The following is a 17,938-nucleotide window of genomic DNA, read 5'->3' on the forward strand; positions in this document are numbered from 1 at the left end:
TAGAATATTAGTTAGCTGATTTTTTCTTCTAACTGGTTACTATACGTCTCTCCTTTTTTAATTTCAGCCCGGGCTGCACCGAATAGAATAATAGCGACTATGGCTGAGAATACCCAAAAAGAAAACGAGAGTTCTAACAAGAATACGGCTTTGTAAAAAAGTGCTCCATAGATACCTCCCAAAATCGGACCCACAACGGGAATCCAGGCATAGCCCCAATCCGAACCGCCTTTTCCTGGAATCGGAAGCAACGCATGCGCAATCCTCGGTCCCAGATCGCGGGCAGGGTTGATAGCATAACCTGTCGTCCCACCAAGCGACATCCCGATCGCAACAATAAGAGCCCCAACGATTAGAGGGTTCAGCCCTTCGGTGAATTCATTGGCTCCAATAAATAATAGCCCCATCACAAGCACGAACGTACCGATTATTTCTGTAACTAAATTCGAAAAAGGACTGCGAATTGCTGGGTCCGTCGAGAAAACGGCAAGCTTAGCGCCTTTATCTTCCGTAGCTCTCCAGTGTGGCAAATAATTAAGAAATACAATGCCCGCACCAATCAATGCCCCGATTATTTGTGCAGTTATATATAAAGGCACCTTTGCCCATGGGAAGTCACCAATTGCTGCAAATCCCAACGTAACGGCTGGATTGATATGAGCACCAGAAAATCCACCGACAGCATAAACCCCCATCGTAACCGCAAGCCCCCAGGCAATCGTGATGACCACCCAACCGGACCCTTCGGCTTTTGAATTCTTCAAAACTACTCCACCAACAACACCACCACCGAAAATGATCAAAATCATCGTCCCGACAAGCTCAGCCATAAACTCTGACATCTCTTCCACTCCTTTTTCTTTGTTTTAGTGATTCGAGTTAAGAATGCACAAAAAAGAGACCCACACTAATAACCGAACTGAAAAAAGTCCGGCTTACGTGTGAGTCTCCTAATCTCCGTCACATACTTAACTTGTTGTTGCTCATTATATCGACTAATGTAAGCGGTGTCAACTGTCATTTTCCATCTTATCTAAAGTTCCACCCTAATATTATATAAGTGAATTCTCAAAAAAGCGTAACACCAAGAAGCAAATCCGTTGGTGTTACGCCATCCTCTATAATTGGATAACGGAGTGGGCACAAGCACTAAAATATAAATCACTCATCCTTCTTTTTCTCATATTTCTCCGCATATTCCTTGCGCAAATGAAAGTTATGAATGAGCCGGATCGTCGGCCGAATCAGCATCTGGATACTTCCGAGGACAAACAGGGTCACACCCCAGTGTTTCAAGTGTTCGAAGTAAAAGAAAATACTACCGACCAGAAACCAGATTCCAAGCAAAAAATCATTGATTGTATATAACATTTCATAGTTTTTATTGATAAAAAGTTCGTGCTTCCCTAAATGGAAATCGACATATTTCTGTTTATCAGACTTTTGATCCGACATACATTCACCTCCACCACCCCCATTCCCTTTTTGGTGTAGTTTTATAGCTTAATCCGAATATCGCCTTTTTTTACGAGGAAAGCATAGGAGCTTCGAAAGGTTCGCACCCCGGAAATTTCAACGAGAATTGAATAAGCTTGTTTTATAAAAAAGTAACCTCTCGTTATCCCGATTTTTGTCTTTGCCTCCCAATAATTCTGCGATGTTTGTCATTTTCCACAAATGTAAGCGCTTATATTTTAACATTTCAACGAACGTTTCTTCTTATAGGGGTGATATTGTATATAATGGACCTTGGCGGAAACCGTCATAAATAGGCAGTTACATCAAGACACAGGAGGTAAATCATGTTAGATGTTTTGAACCAGATCAACGATGTACTATGGGGAGCACCCAGCCTGATCCTATTATTCGGGACAGGGTTATTTCTGACTATCATGTTAAAAGGATTGCAATTCAGCAAGCTATTTTATGCCTTTAAACTCGCTTTTACTAAAGAGGATAAAACAGAAGCAACTGCTGATTCCAAAGGGGATATCAGTAACTTTAAAACATTAATGACAGCGCTGTCAGCTACGATCGGAAACGGTAATATCGCTGGTGTGGCAACTGCGTTGACCCTTGGAGGGCCAGGGGCGATCTTCTGGATGTGGATAGTTGGCTTGTTAGGAATGGCGACGAAATACTCGGAAGCCCTCCTTGCTATGAAGTACCGGGTGAAAAATGAAAATGGAGAGTATTCCGGTGGACCGATGTATTACGTGGAACGAGGCATCGGCAGGAAATGGAAATGGCTCGCGATCGCATTTGCGCTATTTGGCGCTTTTGCTGCGTTAGGGATCGGCAATAGTGTCCAATCCAATACGATTTCTGATGTCATGAGTGAAAGTTTCCATATCAATAGCTGGATCACAGGAGCGGTCCTAGCCGTGTTTACAGGACTGATCATTTTTGGAGGTATTCAACGGATCAGTACAGTTGCAGGATTTTTTGTGCCGATTATGGCTTTTCTGTACATCGGTGGTGCTTTATTAATCATCATCGTTAATTATGACGCGATTGTCCCTGCCTTTCAGATGATCTTCCATTATGCGTTCAGTCCCGTTTCCGCAGCCGGAGGATTTGCTGGCGTCGTGGTCATGGAAGCTGTAAGAAGCGGTGTTTCACGAGGGATTTTCTCTAACGAAGCTGGTCTAGGTACAGCCGCACTAATCGCCGGAAACGCTAAAACCGATCATCCTGTAAAACAAGCGCTTGTGGCGATGACCGGAACCTTTATCGTTACGATCATCGTTTGTACGATGACTGGACTTGTCCTGATTATGACAGGCTTCTGGGACCCATCAGGGGGAGCAATTTCTGGGGTTCAACACGCTACAGGGCTTGACGGTGGAGCATTGACGAGTGCTGCATTTGGACATGCGTTAGGAACAACCGGCGAATACATTGTCGCCTTTTCGGTCATTTTCTTCGGCTTTTCAACGATTGTCGGCTGGTACATGTACGGAGAAAAATGTTTTGAATACTTGCTTGGCCTTCGTTACATTATTCCGTACCGCTTCATCTACATTGCCGCAACCTTTATGGGAGCCGTCATGCAGCTCGATCTCGTATGGGCTTTTGCCAATATGGCGAACGCATTGATGATGATTCCGAACTTAATTGCTCTATTGCTGCTTTATAAAGTAATCGTCAAAGAAACAAACTTTTACTTTAACGACTATATCCAACAACATTCCTACACACGAACGAAAGCAAGTTGATAAAAGGGATAAAATAACCTGTCGAATGGCAGGTTATTTTTTATCATTTCACTGATTTCATAAATTACATTAAATATAACCTACTCTTATAAAACTAAAGATAGCGTAATACCAGTAGAAAAAACATTGGTATTACGCTCTTCTTTAGTTATTGATCGAATTAAGAGAAGATATTATCTATACGCGAAATCTCATCATCTGACAAATCAACATCCAACGTTTTCAAATTGTCGATTACCTGCTGTGTCCGTTTCGCCCCAGGGATGACAGTATCGATCGATGGCTGATTCAAATACCATGCCAAAACAATGTGTGGGACTTCTACCCCTTTTTCTTCAGCGATCGGTCTCAATTGATCGACCTTAGCCAGATTCTGCTTGAATGCCTCTCCCTGGAAGAGAGGATTCTTTGCTCTGAGATCATCGAATGTGGTGTTTTCATCATATTTACCGACTAACAAACCGGACGCAAAAGGGAAATAAGGAACGAACGATATCCCCTTCTCAGCTGTATAGGGGAGCATCTCTTTCTCTGCTTCACGCTTGAATAAATTATATTCTCCTTGAATCACATCTACATATCCATCCTTATTGGCCTCTTCCAATTGCTCAACGGAGAAATTCGAAACGCCGATCGAACGTATTTTACCTTCGTCTTTTAATTCTTTCAAAGCTCCGACCGCTTCGTCTTTCGGTGTGTCTTCATCTGGAAAGTGGATATAATATAAATCAATATAATCGGTCCTCAAACGCTGAAGGCTATCTTCCACCGACTGTTTCAAGAACGAAGGAGAATTATTAAAGACAACATCTTCTCCTTTAAATTGGTGAGCCCCTTTGGTAGCAAGGACAATGTCCTCTCGCTTATACTCTCTCACCACCTGACCGACCAATTCCTCTGATCGTTCCGGACCATAGATAAAAGCTGTATCTAAAAAGTTCATTCCATGCTCAATAGCTGTTCGGACGACATCTTTACCTGCTTCTTCATCTAAGTTTGGATAAAGATTATGACCGCCAACCGCATTGGTACCAAGTCCTACAGGGTTGACCACTAAATCAGACTTTCCTAGACGTGTCTTTCTTTCCACGTTATTCAACTCCTTTTTATATCACTACGTTCAAGTGTTTACCACATAAGCTTAAATGGAAAACAAATCCAAACCGTACAAGAGATCACTTTCCATTTCTTGTCCGACTTAAAATGTCTTCATTCCCTTTACATGAAAAAAGAGAGAAATCCCCATAAGTACTCGAACCATAAGTAGAAGTCTGGAAGAATAAGACTTATACATCCTCAGGGACAGATCGCTTACCGAGTGTCTGAGAGCAAGAGACCCCTTTTGCGTATTTTATCAATAGCTCAGATTTTATAATTCCCAGTCCATAAAAAATCCAGTGACCCTTTATGATCACTGGATTTTTTGCTATAGGGTCTTCCCTCTTTGCAAGCGGAGGCTTGTAAAATTCAACTTTGTAAGAAATTCAAAGCTGCTTGCCGATAAATTTCTGTAGTCTCTGCTAATTCATCGATATCGACATATTCATCAATCTGATGAGGTACTTCCCGATCTCCTGCACCGGTAGTAATGATCGGGACCCCTGCCACATGTAAAAAGGTGCCGTCCGTCGCACCAGGAACACCGTTATAAATAGGTTCCTTTTTTAAAACCTTACGGACTGCTTCTGCTACGGCTCTCACGACAGGTTCCTCTTTCTCCGTCGATGTCCAAGGGCGGTCTTCGATCACCTTGAAATCAGCTTTGAAGTCCGTATCATCCTCAGCGAGTCTGTCGATAATTCGCTGGATCTCCCCTTTTAATGTTTCATGATCCTGCCCTGGTACGGTACGAATATCCAGCGTTGTCATGCATTGTGCTGGAATGACATTGACTTGTGCGTCTCCTTTAGCAGGTGCTTGTAAGATGGTAGGTGTAATACTTGGCCAGCCAAGAGTTGGATGCTTTCCTAAACGCTCTTGTTCTCTCTTTTCCAGTTTTTCCAGTTCGACGATAAGTTTAGCCATTCGCAAATTCGGGTTAATGCCGCTCCATGAAATAGCCCCATGTGCCATTTTTCCATAAGCAGTCAGGACGACCCTCATTGCTCCTCGTTGGGCAATGCAGACTTGATTCTCTTCAGGTTCGCAAATGATAGCTCCATCTACATGATCTGCCCATCCTTGTTCGATAAAATGTTTAATCCCGATCATCATTCCTTCTTCATCACATGGAATACATAGAATGATTTTCCCGGACCATTCTTCTTCATCTTCTAAAAGGGATTGCACTGCCGTGATCATACAAGATAGATTCCCTTTCGTATCATTGGTTCCCCGGCCATACATCCGGCCATCTACAATTTCAGCACCGAATGGATCGTACTTCCATGAGTCATGATCCCCCTCTGTCACGACATCCGTGTGCCCTTCGAATAAAAGCGTCCGTCCTGGTTTTCCAGAGTCGACCACCCCAATGACGTTAGGACGTCTTGGCTCCACCTCTTCTACGTGAACTTCAATGCCTAGATTTTTTAAATAGGCAGCGACGTAAAGGGCGGCTTTTTCCTCATTCCCACCTTCAACTCCCGGCCTATATACACTCGGTATTCGCACGAGGTCCTGGGTTAAAGAGAGAACACGTTCTTTGTCTCGTAATTTCCTTGTATCTATATGGATATTGGGCATCTATTAAACGCTCCTTTCTAATTGATCCTGATAGGCAGATTGGTTTTGAATGAAAGATTTCGTCAACATACTGATGGTTACAAAGGCAACTAAGGAAAGCAGGATCGGGACAACTACGTTATGCATGCCAAGCAAATTAGGGAAAAACTGGTCGACGATAATATAAGAAGCAATACCGACGATCATGGATGCCAAGGCTCCATATTTATTTCCTCCATCCCAGTAAAGACCAAGTACGACAGGCCAGATGAAGGTTGCTTCAAGACCACCGAAAGCAAACAAATTGAGCCAAATGAGTAAGTCAGGCGGACTCAGAGCCATGAGGAAAACGAGAATTCCAAGAATAGCAGTCACCCCGAAACTCATCCGCTTCACACGTGTATGAGAAGCATCCGGTTTTATATAATTCAAATACACATCCTTTACAACAGCTGAACTAACCAGCAGTAACAAGGAGTCTACCGTGGACATGATGGCTGCCATTGGTGCAGCTAAAACAATACCAGCAAGCCAGGCAGGCAATACTTCCTGGGCGATCAACGGCATGACCTTGTCCCCGACTTCTATTCCAGGGAGAATGGGACGTGCGAATACACCGATCAAGTGCATGTTCAACATAATAAATCCTACGACAATCGTTCCAATAATGAGTGCACGGTGCATAGAACGGGAATTCTTATAGGCCATCGCACGAACGGTTACTTGTGGTAAACCAACAACTGCGACACCGACAAGTATCCAGAAGGAAGATACGTAAGTCGGACTCAGTCCCCCCTTCTGCTCCATAAGGGGTCACAAGGTTCGGATTCTCTGCAGTAAGGTCTGCCATTATGTTTCCGATCCCACCTCCAGCAATGATGGTGGCAATCAACAAGATAAGCGTCCCACCGAACATGACAACACCCTGGACAGTATCCGTCAGGGCCACGGCCTTGAACCCGCCGATAATGACATAGACTAGAACAGATACGGCAAAAATGAATAAAGCTGTCGTATAGTTGAGACCAGTAAGCGACTCAATAAGTCGTGCTCCACCGACCCATTGTGCTGCCATAGCAGAGAAAAGGAAGATGATGATACTGAAAGCCGCTGTTAGTACGACCCACTTGCTTTGATAACGCCCTTTCAAATAGTCGATGAGTGTGACCGCTTTGTACCTTCGTGCCATGATCGCAAACTTTTTGCCAAGGATCATTAAAACAAAGTAACCGGTAGCTACTTGTGACATGGAAAGAAGCACCCAGCCGAATCCTTCTGTGTACGCGACACCTGGACCTCCGATGAAGCTGCTCGCACTACCATATGTTGCAATCATCGTCATAGCGAGGATAAAACCGCCGAGCTGACGTCCTCCAAGAAAATATTCCTGTAAAAAGGAGTCCCCGGTTGCATTTTTCAAAGAGCGGCTCGACCAAAAACCGATCGCAAAGATGAGAACAAGGAATATGAAGAGTGAGATGACTACAGGGGTGTTCATGTTTGCTCACCTTCTTCTTCATCAAATGGTACTTCCACAAACCAAAATTTGACGACAAAGATGACGAGCAAAGCCATGATGATAAAACCAAGTACACAGCTGTAAAAAAACCATGCAGGCAAACCGAAAACATAAGAGTAATTATCAGGCGTCCGACCTCCGAGACCGTAAGCAAAAGCAAACCACCAGACGAAATTGAAAACAGCTAAAGCAACCCCAATCACAGCTTCACGGTTGGCAATCTTGAACCGTTCATCCGGTTTTCTCTTCCTTTCTTTTTCCAAGTCTCCATCTCCTTTTCACAACGTTCGAAGCAAGGAGCTCCCCTCGATTCCAACGTCTATTTATTTAAAAACTCCTACATAGAAGTTTTCTTACAAGTAGTGCTGAAGCAAACCGTTTCACATTTTGACAGCAACGTTTTTCAAAATAGTGTAGTTCCTTAAGGCTTCTAACCCCTTCTCCCTACCGAATCCGCTCTTCTTATATCCACCGAATGGCATCTGGATCCCGCCCCCTGCTCCATAATTGTTGATGAACACTTGTCCGGCTCTGATTTTTTTCGCGAGGCGGTGACCTCGACCTATGTTCTCTGTCCATACTCCTGTCACTAACCCGTATGGGGTAGCGTTCGCAAGATGAACCGCTTCTTGTTCACCTTTGAAGGTGAAGACACTTAGAACTGGCCCGAATATTTCTTCTTGTGCCACTTCACTTTGTGGATCCAGCCCATCAAGGAGTGTCGGTTCAAGAAAATACCCATTTTCATACCCCTCCACATGAGCTCGTTTCCCTCCAGCAAGAAACGAGGCGTTTTCCTTGTTCGCGATGTTCAAAAAACTCTCGATTCGCTGAAACTGTTTTTCGGATAACACAGGACCCAGATCTGGATCTTGAATACCTGGTCCCATTTTCAATGAAAGCATACGGTTTTTCACACGTTCGACCAGATCATCCTTCACTTCTTCCTGAACGAGAAGACGGGAACCTGCTGAGCATGTTTGCCCTGCATTTTGAATGACTGATTTCACAATCCAATCAGCAGCTTCATCCATCTTCGCATCAGAAAAAACAATGTTAGGTGACTTTCCTCCAAGTTCTAAGGTGACCGGCACGATATTACGGGAAGCAGCTTCCATGACAAGCATCCCAGTCTGAACAGAACCAGTAAAAGTTATATGATTAATATCTTTATGATGAATCAATGCAGAGCCCGCTTCATCACCGTATCCTATCACCACATTGAACACACCCTTTGGTAAGGACGTTTCATCAAATAACTCTGCTAGTTTGATAGCCGTCAAAGGAGTATCTTCCGCTGGCTTCACCACCACCGTATTTCCTGTTGCGATTGCAGCTGCGGTGCTTCTGGAGGCGATTTGGATCGGGTAGTTCCATGGGATAATATGAGCCGTCACGCCAACCGGTTCTCTCACGGTATAATCCAAAATGTTCGCCTGAACAGGGATGGTTTCACCAAAAATTTTGTCTGCCATTCCGGCATAGTATTCAAAGTATCGAGCAGCAGCTTCGACATCGTTTCTAGCCTGGGAGATCGGCTTCCCTGTATCCATCGTTTCAAGTTGAGCGATCTCTTCGGCAGAATGCCTAAGCTTTGAGGCCATCTCATAAAGAATTCGTCCGCGCTCCTCCGGGGCAAAATCCTGCCATTCGTCTGACTCGAAGGTTTTCCTTGCCGCCATGATAGCGTGATGAATCTCAGTTTTTCCCCCTCTTGGAACTTCAGCAGTCACTTCTTGAGTTGCCGGGTCTTTGGTTGCAATCGTCTGTTTTCCTTCACTTTCTATCCATTCGCCCCCCACATACATGCGCTTCATACTTCCACCCCTCTTTCCTTTTTTTAAATTCCTCTACCTCCATCAACATTAAGGACACTTCCTGTTACCATTCGGGCGCCATCAGAACTCAAGTACAAGGCAGCTTCTGCTATGTCTTCAGGCTTTACTAATTCTCCTAAAGGAACACTTTTCTTGAATGTCTCTTCCTTCACCTTATCAACATCTCCATCTTCCGGACTGAACTTGCCTAACATACTTGTATCAGAAGGACCAGGATTAATCGCGTTGACACGTATCTTGTATTCTGCTAATTCAATTGCTAAAGCCTTTGTAAAAGCAATTGCTCCCCCTTTGGAGGTTACATAAGCATTCAACCCTGGTCGAGGACGTTCCGCAGCAATCGAGGCGATATTGGTAATGGATCCCATTCCTTGTTTCTTCATCGTTTTCACGACTTCTTTATTTATGAGGAATAAAGAAGTCGTGTTGACAGCCATTAAACGATTCCATTGGGAAAATTCAACTTCATCGATCGGGGTGGCAGACTGAGCAATTCCTAATGTATTTACTAGAGTCGTTATCTTACCCAAGAAATCTACAGCCTTTTCTATAGCATCTTTTACCTGCTTTTCTTCTGTAAGATTTGCTGATATCGTAACTAAACGATCAGGATATTCGTTCTCCAACTCTTCTAATTCATCGACATGCAAATCCAGGGCTGCTACTTTCGCCCCTCCCTCTAAAAAACGCTTCGTAATTGCTTGTCCCATACCGCCATTTGCTCCGGTAACTACGACCGTCTTATTTTGAAGATTCATAGTTTCCCTCCTACATTTGTTGATAGATTTGTTTAACAATGGCATCTCCCGTTTCAAAGGTCTTTGCATTCCCTTTTAAATCAGGAGTCAAAGCTGTATTCGATTCAACTACACGCTCAATGGCTTTCATGACAATCGCTGAAAGATCTTCTCTCCCTAAATGTTCCAACATCAGAGCAGCTGACCAAATTTGAGCAATTGGATTGGCGATTTGTTTTCCTGTAATATCAGGAGCAGAACCGTGAATCGGCTCGAACATGGAAGGGAAATCCCCCTCTGGGTTGAGATTTGCCGATGGTGATAATCCCAGCCCTCCGACAAGAGCTGCACCAAGATCTGTAAGAATATCCCCGAATAGATTAGAGGCAACGACCACCTCAAATGACTCCGGACGCTGAACAAAATGCGCAGCCAACGCATCAATATATACATCTTCCACTTCTATACCTGGATACTCAGAAGCAGTGGTTTTCACAACTTCATCCCACAGCCCCATGGAATGGATGATGGCATTGGATTTTGTGGCATTGACAACCTTAGTCACACTATTTTTCCGAGCATAATCAAATGCATAGCGGGCAAGTCGCTGGACACCTTTTTTTGTGATCACCGTATTTTGAACGGCCATTTCATCAGGCGTTTTTTGGTACAAACGCCCACCCATGTTAGAATACTCGCCCTCTGCATTTTCTCGGAAGACGTAGAAATCGATCGGGCTTTTCGTATGTAAAGGGCTTTTCACTCCAGGCAATTGTTTGATCGGACGCAGGTTCACATACTGGTTGAAATTTTTTCGGATCGGCATAATCAATTCCCATATCGGTATATGTTCAGGTACGCGCCGGTCCCCGATAGCACCGAAGTAAATAGCATCAAAATCTTTTAAACGGCTTAAACCGTCCTCGGGCATCATCCGGTTATGTTTCAAGTAATAATCGGAGTTCCATTCAAAGGAAGTGGTCTCCAGCTGGAAAGATGAATCAGCTTCAGCTAGAGCTTTCAAAACCTTTACCCCCTCCGTCATAACCTCTGGTCCGATTCCGTCTCCTGGCAAGATAGCTATGCGATACGTTTTCAAACGAATCCTCCTCCTACTATTATTTTAATGAACAACAAGCTAAAAAACGGGAAAATGTAACGATCAATAGGTGGGTGATCATCATGATGATAAAGGAATAAGCGGTGCCAATAAATATGGACAATAGATTGAGAACAAAGCGATTATAAATTACTAGAGAAAAAAGGGTGTGTACGCGTTACGTAATAACAATGGGAAAGAGTCAAAGGAGTTAAACATAGGCTGGTTGGTGATAATGGATAGATTTCCTCTAAAGTGAGAAATATGTCACCGATCGGAATGGTGGGATCAAAGATTCCCAACTATATGTAAGTCAGAAGATGTGTTTGAGTGGTCGATTTACTTCAAAGAAGAATATAGGACTATGATTGCTACATAAAAAATGCGTTTGATAAATCGATATTTTTATTTTGTTCGTGCGTACATCATATGTATGATGTATTATATATAGTATATTATCTGAATATTTGGAATATGTAAATGTATTTTATCTAAAATTCTGATTTATAAAATATTTTAGCGAGGATGATAGTATTGAATATTTCATTCGACAGGATCCATCCAAATCAAACAAAAACCATGGGGATTGTCTCTGTGATTAAAGACTCTTTAATCGAAGGAAAATTAAAACCTGGAGATAAACTGCCTACGGAGATGGAGTTAATCGATCAATTAGGAGTAAGTCGGACGCCTGTCAGAGAAGCAATTAAAATACTGGAGTCCATTGGGGTTATTCAGATCAAACGCGGAGAAGGGATGTTCATCACAGACAGCTCTTCTAAACTGACCATGAATCCTCTTATATTCAGCTTGATTATGCATAGCCATAACGTCGAACAGCTTATCGAATTCCGCCAGCACTTCGAACTGCTGCTGATGAACATGATTATTACAAAGAAAGATAAGAATTTAAATAAAATCGAAGCGGTATACGATTCCCAGGTGGAACGAATGAGTCAGGATTTGACAGCCGAGGAACTCGTAGACATTGATTTAGAATTTCATTATGCCATTCTGGAAGAGACAGAAAATCCTTTTACAATGGAAATTGGAAGGACAATCTATGAGTTGATACGGCCGAAAATGATCCATTTCAAGGACCCCGAAGGCATTGATCGGACGCTTGCCACCCATAAAGAACACTTGGAATTCATGAAAGGAGAGAAGGTATTCGATCCTAAAGAGGCTGTTACGCAGATGATTAAAAATAATGAAGATATGATTAAAGAATGAAAAAAATACGCGCCTATACCATAAATTAGATCCCTCGTTTTACAGCTCGGATTTTTATCTTTATCATCTCCCTTACTAAAAAAGGACGTAACACCAAAGGTAAATACCTTAGTGTTACGTCACCCTTTAACTTGCTAATGCAATGGGGGTCAGGCACTATTTATTACAATGCCTTAACCAAACCACCATCGATGACGAGCGACTGTCCAGTCAAGTAAGTGTTAGCACCGGAAGCTAGGAAAACGACAGATCTAGCAAACTCTTCCGGTTCGCCGTAACGCCCCGTAGGAATCGACTGCTCTGTCTTCTTTTTCAATTCTTCCACAGATGTCCCCAGTTTGTCCGCACGCTTTTCATCAAGAGCAGCCACTCGATCTGTCGCGATTCTTCCTGGGCCAACTGTATTGATCAGGATGTTATCACTCGCTAATTCTTGAGATAGACTTTTGGCAAGACCTACGATTCCTGCCCGGAAAGTATTGGACAGAATCAAATTATCCAATGTCTGCTTGATGGAAGATGAAGCGATATTAATAATCCTCCCCTGTTGCTGCTCCTTCATTGATGGCAGTACCTCTCTGATTGTGCGAGTGAAACTTAGAAGGTTCAACTCAAAAGCTTTTTGCCAGTCTTCATCTGTGAATTGATCGAATGTTCCTGCAGGTGGTCCGCCGGCATTGTTGATTAATACATCAACTGTACCATTCCATTCGATGGCTTTTTGAATCAGCTGTTCTATATCTTCTTTTTTCGTGACATCACATACTTGATACTCAACCTTTTGATTCCCGCTTATTTCCACGATTTCTGCTTTTGTTTTTTCTAATTCCTCCTGATTGCGGCTGGAAATCAATACGTGTGCTCCTTCTTTAGCGAATTCTGTGCTTATCGCTTTTCCTAATCCCTTGCTTGATGCTAAAACGACTACTGATTTACCTTTTAGCTGTAGATCCATAAAGCGCTCCACCCTTTCCTTGTTTTTTCAAATCAGTTACCGGGTTTCTTAATGATGGAAAGCCATCAATCTGGCATTCTATGATATCCCCATCTCGTAGCACAATTGCTCCTGGTGTCCCTGTAGATATAATATCACCTGGCTTTAAAGTCATCACTTGAGAGTGAAAAGAGACAAGATAATATGGAGGAAACGTCATGTTTTCTACTTTGTTCGACCGATGTACATCTCCATTAAGGACAGTAGAAACCTCCAGTTTGCCTACATCCCCGATTTCATTCGGTGTTACTAGTTGGGGGCCAAAACTGAAAAAGGTATCGAAACTTTTAGATCGAGTCAAGTACCGGGGATTACGTTTCAGTATATCTTCTGCCGTCATATCAATGACTGTCGTATATCCTGCAATGACTTGCTCCGCTTCTTCTACAGAAACATCTTTACATTCTTTTCCGATAATAATTCCTAATTCAGCTTCTCCTGTCGTCCGTTCCGATTGATGGGGAAGACAAATCCTGTCCCCGTATCCTATGATGGTCGTGTCCGGCTTCATAAAACTTGCCGGTTCCCCCTGTGGAGCCTGTTCATCTAAATCAGAGGCATGATCCACATAGTTTAATCCAATTCCCCAAATTTTTCGGGGATGCCGGTAAAGTGGGCGATATTCTGGATATTCGATCCTCTCTACTTGATCGGTCTCCTCTGTTGGCTGTTCCCCCCACCACCTCTGAAAGGCGGAGAAAATTCCAGGCTGTATCAATTCAAATAAATCACTTGGCCAAGATTTGTTAAAGTGTTCATTAATAGAGGGTAACGTCATGGATCTCCACTCTTTGTCGAGGACAGCCGCTTGTTCTTTTCCATCGTTGTTAATCGATACGAATCTCATAATTACTCACACCTTCCTAATTTAAAGTGCAGAACGGTGTTGCTGAATATCATTTGTTTTTCTCAAATTAGTGAATAAGATAAGCGCAAATGCCGACAGCCCGATAACGTCTGTAAGAATCCCTGGATAAATGAGCAGCAAGGCTCCTATCCCTGCGACCATCCGCAACCACACCGGTACAGCCGTTTTAAGGTAGCCCTCTGTCATTATCGATAATAGGAAAACACCGATCAGGGACGTAACTGTTATGAGGATGATATTCAAAATAGTCGCATCAATCATAAGCATCTCATGGGAAAATACAAACATGAACGGAACGATAAAACCTGCGATTGCAAGCTTCATTGCCTGGAACCCTGTCTGGTTCGGATTCCCGCCTGCAACTCCTGCACCTGCAAAGGCAGCCAGGGCCACAGGTGGTGTGATATTAGCAAAAATTCCGAAGTAGAAGACGAACATGTGAGCAACAAAAGTAGCCGTCTCCGTCGATCCCGCAAGCTCACGATACAAAGGAAGCTGCAATAAGATGGGAGCAGCCATTGTACTTGTGATGATATAAGTCGGGATACTTGGTAATCCCATTCCTAATATGATAGAAGTAATCATCGTAAGCAACAGGGTGATAAGCAACTGGATAAGAGGGCTATCGACCGCGCTGCCGATATTGACAATACTATTGGCAATTTCCAATGCTACCCCAGTCAAGGAAGCGATTCCTACGATAATTCCTACAGCCCCGCACGCAATAGCTACAGGAACGGTCGTTTTCGCTCCATCCTCAAGCGCTTTTAAACAGTCCGTGATTCCTACTTCATCTCCGGGAATGTTCATCAGCTTTCTACCGACATTGATAGCTAATGGGATAATTAAGATAAGAATCAGCTCCCACCAGTCACTACGGACATTCGGCAAACTGCTTCCCGTAATCAACGCAGATAATTGCGGTTGGAAAATCAAAAATAGGGAAATGGCTACAATGACTGGTAACATCCTCTTGGAACCCGCAATGACGATTGTCGCGATGATGGACCAAAATGCTGCGTAAAAAGGGGTTTTCCCCGAGAAAAGTAAATAAAGTAATGTCAGCATCGGGATAATCAAGTGGCCACGTTCCGCTATCACTTCTTTTAAAGAGGGCAGTTCACTTTTCGGCAATCCTTGCAATCCCCGCTTTGCTGCCCGAAAATGAACTTGTAATAAGATCCCTACATAAAATAAGAGCGCGGGTATAATTCCCGCCAGGATGATTTTCGTATAGGCGACATTGAGGTTTTCCGCCATGATAAAGGCAGCAGCACCCATGATCGGTGGGAGGATTTGGCCGCCTACACTGGCAGCTGATTCCACTGCTCCGGCAAAGTTTTTCTTGTACCCGATTTTTTTCATTAAAGGAATCGTGAAGGTCCCTGTTGTGACGACATTCGCAATTGCAGAGCCATTGATTGAACCAAGGAAACCGCTGGCTATGACTGCTACTTTTGCAGGACCACCCCTGGTATGCCCGGCTACTGCAAGTGCCAAGTCATTGAATAGCTGTCCCATGCCAGACCTTCCGAGAAAAGCCCCAAATAAAATAAACAAAATGATATAACTGGCTGAGACGCCAATAGCAGTACCTAACACACCTTCTGTGAGGAACACCAATTGAGCGATAATCTGCTTGGATACATTCGTTAGGACGGGCATGGTCAATTCGGGATAGACCGACAGCTTCACATAAAATCCATAAACCAAAAAACCAAGACCAAGTAGAGCAAGCCCCCACCCCGTCACTCTTCGGGTAATATCGAACAATAAAAGAATGATAAGGATCCCAACATAAAAATCCATATCGTTGATTTGCCCGCCAGTTTGAATGATACGTTCGGCAGTGGCAAGCATATAGATGGCCACAAATAAGGACAAGGCTGCAGTAATGTAATCATAAAAAGGGATACCCTTGCTCCCTTTCTTCCTTATAAAGGGATACATAAGAAAACCAAGAGTCATCAATGTATAAAGGTGGATGCTGCGTTGCTTAATATCCACAAGGGAACCAGCATAAGAGGTATATAAATGAAACAAAGATAATGCAATAGCTAACACGGATATGGTCAAGGCAACCGGTTTAGCTATATTCACCCTGGTTGTACTTTCGCGATCGTATTTTTCAGCTGTACTACTTTCTTGTTTATTCATTTCTATTCACCTCTCAATTTCACTAAAAAGTAATACCAGATTGAATTCAGTAAAGAATGTTGACCAACACTGATTTGATAAGCTTTGTTCTTTTCCAGATTGAATTCTTCATCGCTTCCATATATTAAGCAGTGATTTGTATGTTCGCCCGTTCTTAAGGAGAGATGTTTACCTATCGTCTGATTGATGCCTGTCATATAAACCCAACCATCTTTGATAAAGGTACGGTCCCCAGTATCATTTGGAACCCCTGCCCCAAATGTTTTAAATCGGGTCCCTGTCAGATCGATCTCTCCCTCTTGCAAAACGAACATTTCTTCCCATTCTTCTTTTTCCACCGAATGTCTCCATCTTATCTTGAATTCTACTTCCTCTTCATAAAAGTAAAACTGTTGAACAGTACCTTCTGTTGAGATTGCTAGTGTCGGAACCTTAACAATCATCAAGGTAATCACTGCCCCGATGACAGATGCGAACAAAACGATAAGTTTCCATTTCATAGAATAAAAAAGGGCACCAGATCGATGCCCTGTTTCCTTTACTCTAGAATGCCTTGTTCTTCATAGAATTTTTCAGCTCCGGGATGCAGCGGTGCTATTAAGCCTTTTGCAATCTCATCACGTCCTAATTGTTTCAAGGCCCCGACAGACACTTCCTCCGTACCAAGGTACTCATAGTATCGTTTTGTCATGTCATAGACGACATCTTCACTCAATTCAGGAGACACGATGATCATATTTTGGATGCCGACTGTTTCCACAGCTTCTTCCAAATCATACCTTGCTTCATCCCCGGCTTCGATCGTGTTCGCTTTATAGAAAGGATATTTCTCCATCAAGGCATCCGCAGTATCCCCTTTGATTTCCACAAAGTTTATATCCGTTTGCTGCATAAGGTCAGTGATATTACTGTTCGGTACGCCAGAAGTAAAGAAAGCTGCATCCAGGTTGCCATTCTTCATTTCCTGCACACTATCCGCATACCCCGTGTGGGTCACTTTGGATAAATCATCGTAAGTAAGACCAACCGCTTCAAGAACCTTTTTAGCACTTTGTTCAACACCTGAACCTACTTTCCCAACTCCTACTTTCTTTCCTTCTAAATCTTCAATCGAAGAAATACCACTATCTTTTAGAGCCACTACCTGGACAACATTTTGGTACATTCCCGCCATCGCTTGAACATCGGCAGCATTCCCATCAAACTGACCTTGTCCTTCTATCGCATCATAACCGACGTCACTCATGATAATCGCCATCTGGTTCAGGCTGTCCTCGATATTCTGGATATTAGCAACAGATGCCCCGGTCGATTCCACAGTGACATTATTGATACTTTCACTTTCTTCAAATACTGGCTTTAATGCTCCACCTATTGGATAATAAGTCCCTGATGTTCCTCCTGTACCAAAAACAATAGATTCTGACCCAGATTCATCTGATCCAGAGGCTTCCTCCGAACCACCGTCGCCACCACATGCCGCTAAAGTTGTAGTAAGTATTAAAGCTAATACAAAGAATAATCGTTTTAGCATCTTCTCACCCTCCATTTCTTAATTCTAGATCCATGTTAACGCTTACATTGAAATATTAGAATATTTTGACCATATTG

General features: G+C 43.1%; 15 protein-coding genes and 1 pseudogene. 2 read left to right on the forward strand and 14 right to left on the reverse strand.

The genetic code is table 11. The features are described 5' to 3' along the window. Positions 1 to 11: 11 nt before the first annotated feature. Entirely contained in the window at positions 12 to 842 is an 831-nt protein-coding gene (locus BMZ58_RS04865) for an MIP/aquaporin family protein (protein WP_075035434.1), read from the reverse strand. 319 nt (positions 843 to 1,161) lie between these two features. Beyond that, positions 1,162 to 1,455, reverse strand: a complete 294-nt coding sequence (locus tag BMZ58_RS04870) for a YrhK family protein (protein WP_075035435.1) — start codon at positions 1,453 to 1,455, stop codon at positions 1,162 to 1,164. A 347-nt stretch (positions 1,456 to 1,802) separates the two neighbouring features. On the opposite strand from BMZ58_RS04870, the gene BMZ58_RS04875 reads away from it, so the two are divergent. Beyond that, complete coding sequence (locus tag BMZ58_RS04875; protein WP_075035436.1) at positions 1,803 to 3,218, forward strand: alanine/glycine:cation symporter family protein; 1,416 nt, start codon at positions 1,803 to 1,805, stop codon at positions 3,216 to 3,218. Positions 3,219 to 3,378: 160 nt separating this feature from the next. Here the strand turns inward: BMZ58_RS04875 and BMZ58_RS04880 are convergent, their stop codons facing one another. From BMZ58_RS04880 to BMZ58_RS04910, 7 genes and pseudogenes are all read right to left on the reverse strand, one after another. Further along, positions 3,379 to 4,308 carry an aldo/keto reductase gene (locus tag BMZ58_RS04880; protein ID WP_075035437.1) on the reverse strand — a complete coding sequence of 310 codons (930 nt, stop codon included), beginning with the start codon at positions 4,306 to 4,308 and terminating at the stop codon, positions 3,379 to 3,381. A 377-nt stretch (positions 4,309 to 4,685) separates the two neighbouring features. Further along, positions 4,686 to 5,903, reverse strand: a complete 1,218-nt coding sequence (locus BMZ58_RS04885; RefSeq protein ID WP_075035438.1) for a M20 family metallopeptidase — start codon at positions 5,901 to 5,903, stop codon at positions 4,686 to 4,688. Between the two features lie 3 nt (positions 5,904 to 5,906). Further along, positions 5,907 to 7,380 (reverse strand): annotated as a pseudogene (gene panF, locus BMZ58_RS04890) (sodium/pantothenate symporter). Further along, a complete protein-coding gene (locus BMZ58_RS04895; protein ID WP_075035439.1) occupies positions 7,377 to 7,664 on the reverse strand; it encodes a YhdT family protein in 288 nt (95 codons plus the stop codon). Before BMZ58_RS04895 ends, panF begins: the two are co-directional and overlap by 4 nt. A gap of 117 nt (positions 7,665 to 7,781) precedes the next feature. Next, positions 7,782 to 9,218, reverse strand: a complete 1,437-nt coding sequence (locus BMZ58_RS04900; protein WP_075035440.1) for an aldehyde dehydrogenase family protein — start codon at positions 9,216 to 9,218, stop codon at positions 7,782 to 7,784. Between the two features lie 23 nt (positions 9,219 to 9,241). Continuing rightward, positions 9,242 to 9,997: an SDR family NAD(P)-dependent oxidoreductase gene (locus BMZ58_RS04905; protein WP_075035441.1), complete on the reverse strand. Its 756-nt coding sequence runs from the start codon at positions 9,995 to 9,997 to the stop codon at positions 9,242 to 9,244. 10 nt (positions 9,998 to 10,007) lie between these two features. Further along, positions 10,008 to 11,075 carry a tartrate dehydrogenase gene (locus BMZ58_RS04910; protein WP_075035442.1) on the reverse strand — a complete coding sequence of 356 codons (1,068 nt, stop codon included), beginning with the start codon at positions 11,073 to 11,075 and terminating at the stop codon, positions 10,008 to 10,010. Positions 11,076 to 11,600: 525 nt separating this feature from the next. Between BMZ58_RS04910 and BMZ58_RS04915 the strand changes: the two genes are divergently transcribed. Continuing rightward, positions 11,601 to 12,308 (forward strand): FadR/GntR family transcriptional regulator, encoded by a 708-nt coding sequence (locus BMZ58_RS04915; protein ID WP_139207285.1) that lies wholly within the window; start codon positions 11,601 to 11,603, stop codon positions 12,306 to 12,308. Positions 12,309 to 12,471: 163 nt separating this feature from the next. On the opposite strand, the gene BMZ58_RS04920 is transcribed toward BMZ58_RS04915, so the two are convergent. The 5 genes from BMZ58_RS04920 to BMZ58_RS04940 are packed head-to-tail and all read right to left on the reverse strand — an operon-like array spanning position 12,472 to position 17,861. Then, positions 12,472 to 13,263, reverse strand: a complete 792-nt coding sequence (locus BMZ58_RS04920) for an SDR family oxidoreductase (protein ID WP_075035444.1) — start codon at positions 13,261 to 13,263, stop codon at positions 12,472 to 12,474. Then, positions 13,241 to 14,149 carry a fumarylacetoacetate hydrolase family protein gene (locus BMZ58_RS04925; RefSeq protein WP_075035445.1) on the reverse strand — a complete coding sequence of 303 codons (909 nt, stop codon included), beginning with the start codon at positions 14,147 to 14,149 and terminating at the stop codon, positions 13,241 to 13,243. Before BMZ58_RS04925 ends, BMZ58_RS04920 begins: the two co-directional genes overlap by 23 nt. A 21-nt stretch (positions 14,150 to 14,170) precedes the next feature. Beyond that, positions 14,171 to 16,327: a TRAP transporter permease gene (locus BMZ58_RS04930; RefSeq protein ID WP_075035446.1), complete on the reverse strand. Its 2,157-nt coding sequence runs from the start codon at positions 16,325 to 16,327 to the stop codon at positions 14,171 to 14,173. Positions 16,328 to 16,329: 2 nt separating this feature from the next. Further along, complete coding sequence (locus BMZ58_RS04935; protein WP_075035447.1) at positions 16,330 to 16,827, reverse strand: DUF1850 domain-containing protein; 498 nt, start codon at positions 16,825 to 16,827, stop codon at positions 16,330 to 16,332. Between the two features lie 38 nt (positions 16,828 to 16,865). Continuing rightward, positions 16,866 to 17,861 (reverse strand): TAXI family TRAP transporter solute-binding subunit, encoded by a 996-nt coding sequence (locus BMZ58_RS04940; RefSeq protein ID WP_075035448.1) that lies wholly within the window; start codon positions 17,859 to 17,861, stop codon positions 16,866 to 16,868. Positions 17,862 to 17,938: the final 77 nt, after the last annotated feature.

The sequence above is a fragment of the Halobacillus dabanensis genome, assembly GCF_900114165.1.
Taxonomy (GTDB): domain Bacteria; phylum Bacillota; class Bacilli; order Bacillales; family Halobacillaceae; genus Halobacillus; species Halobacillus dabanensis.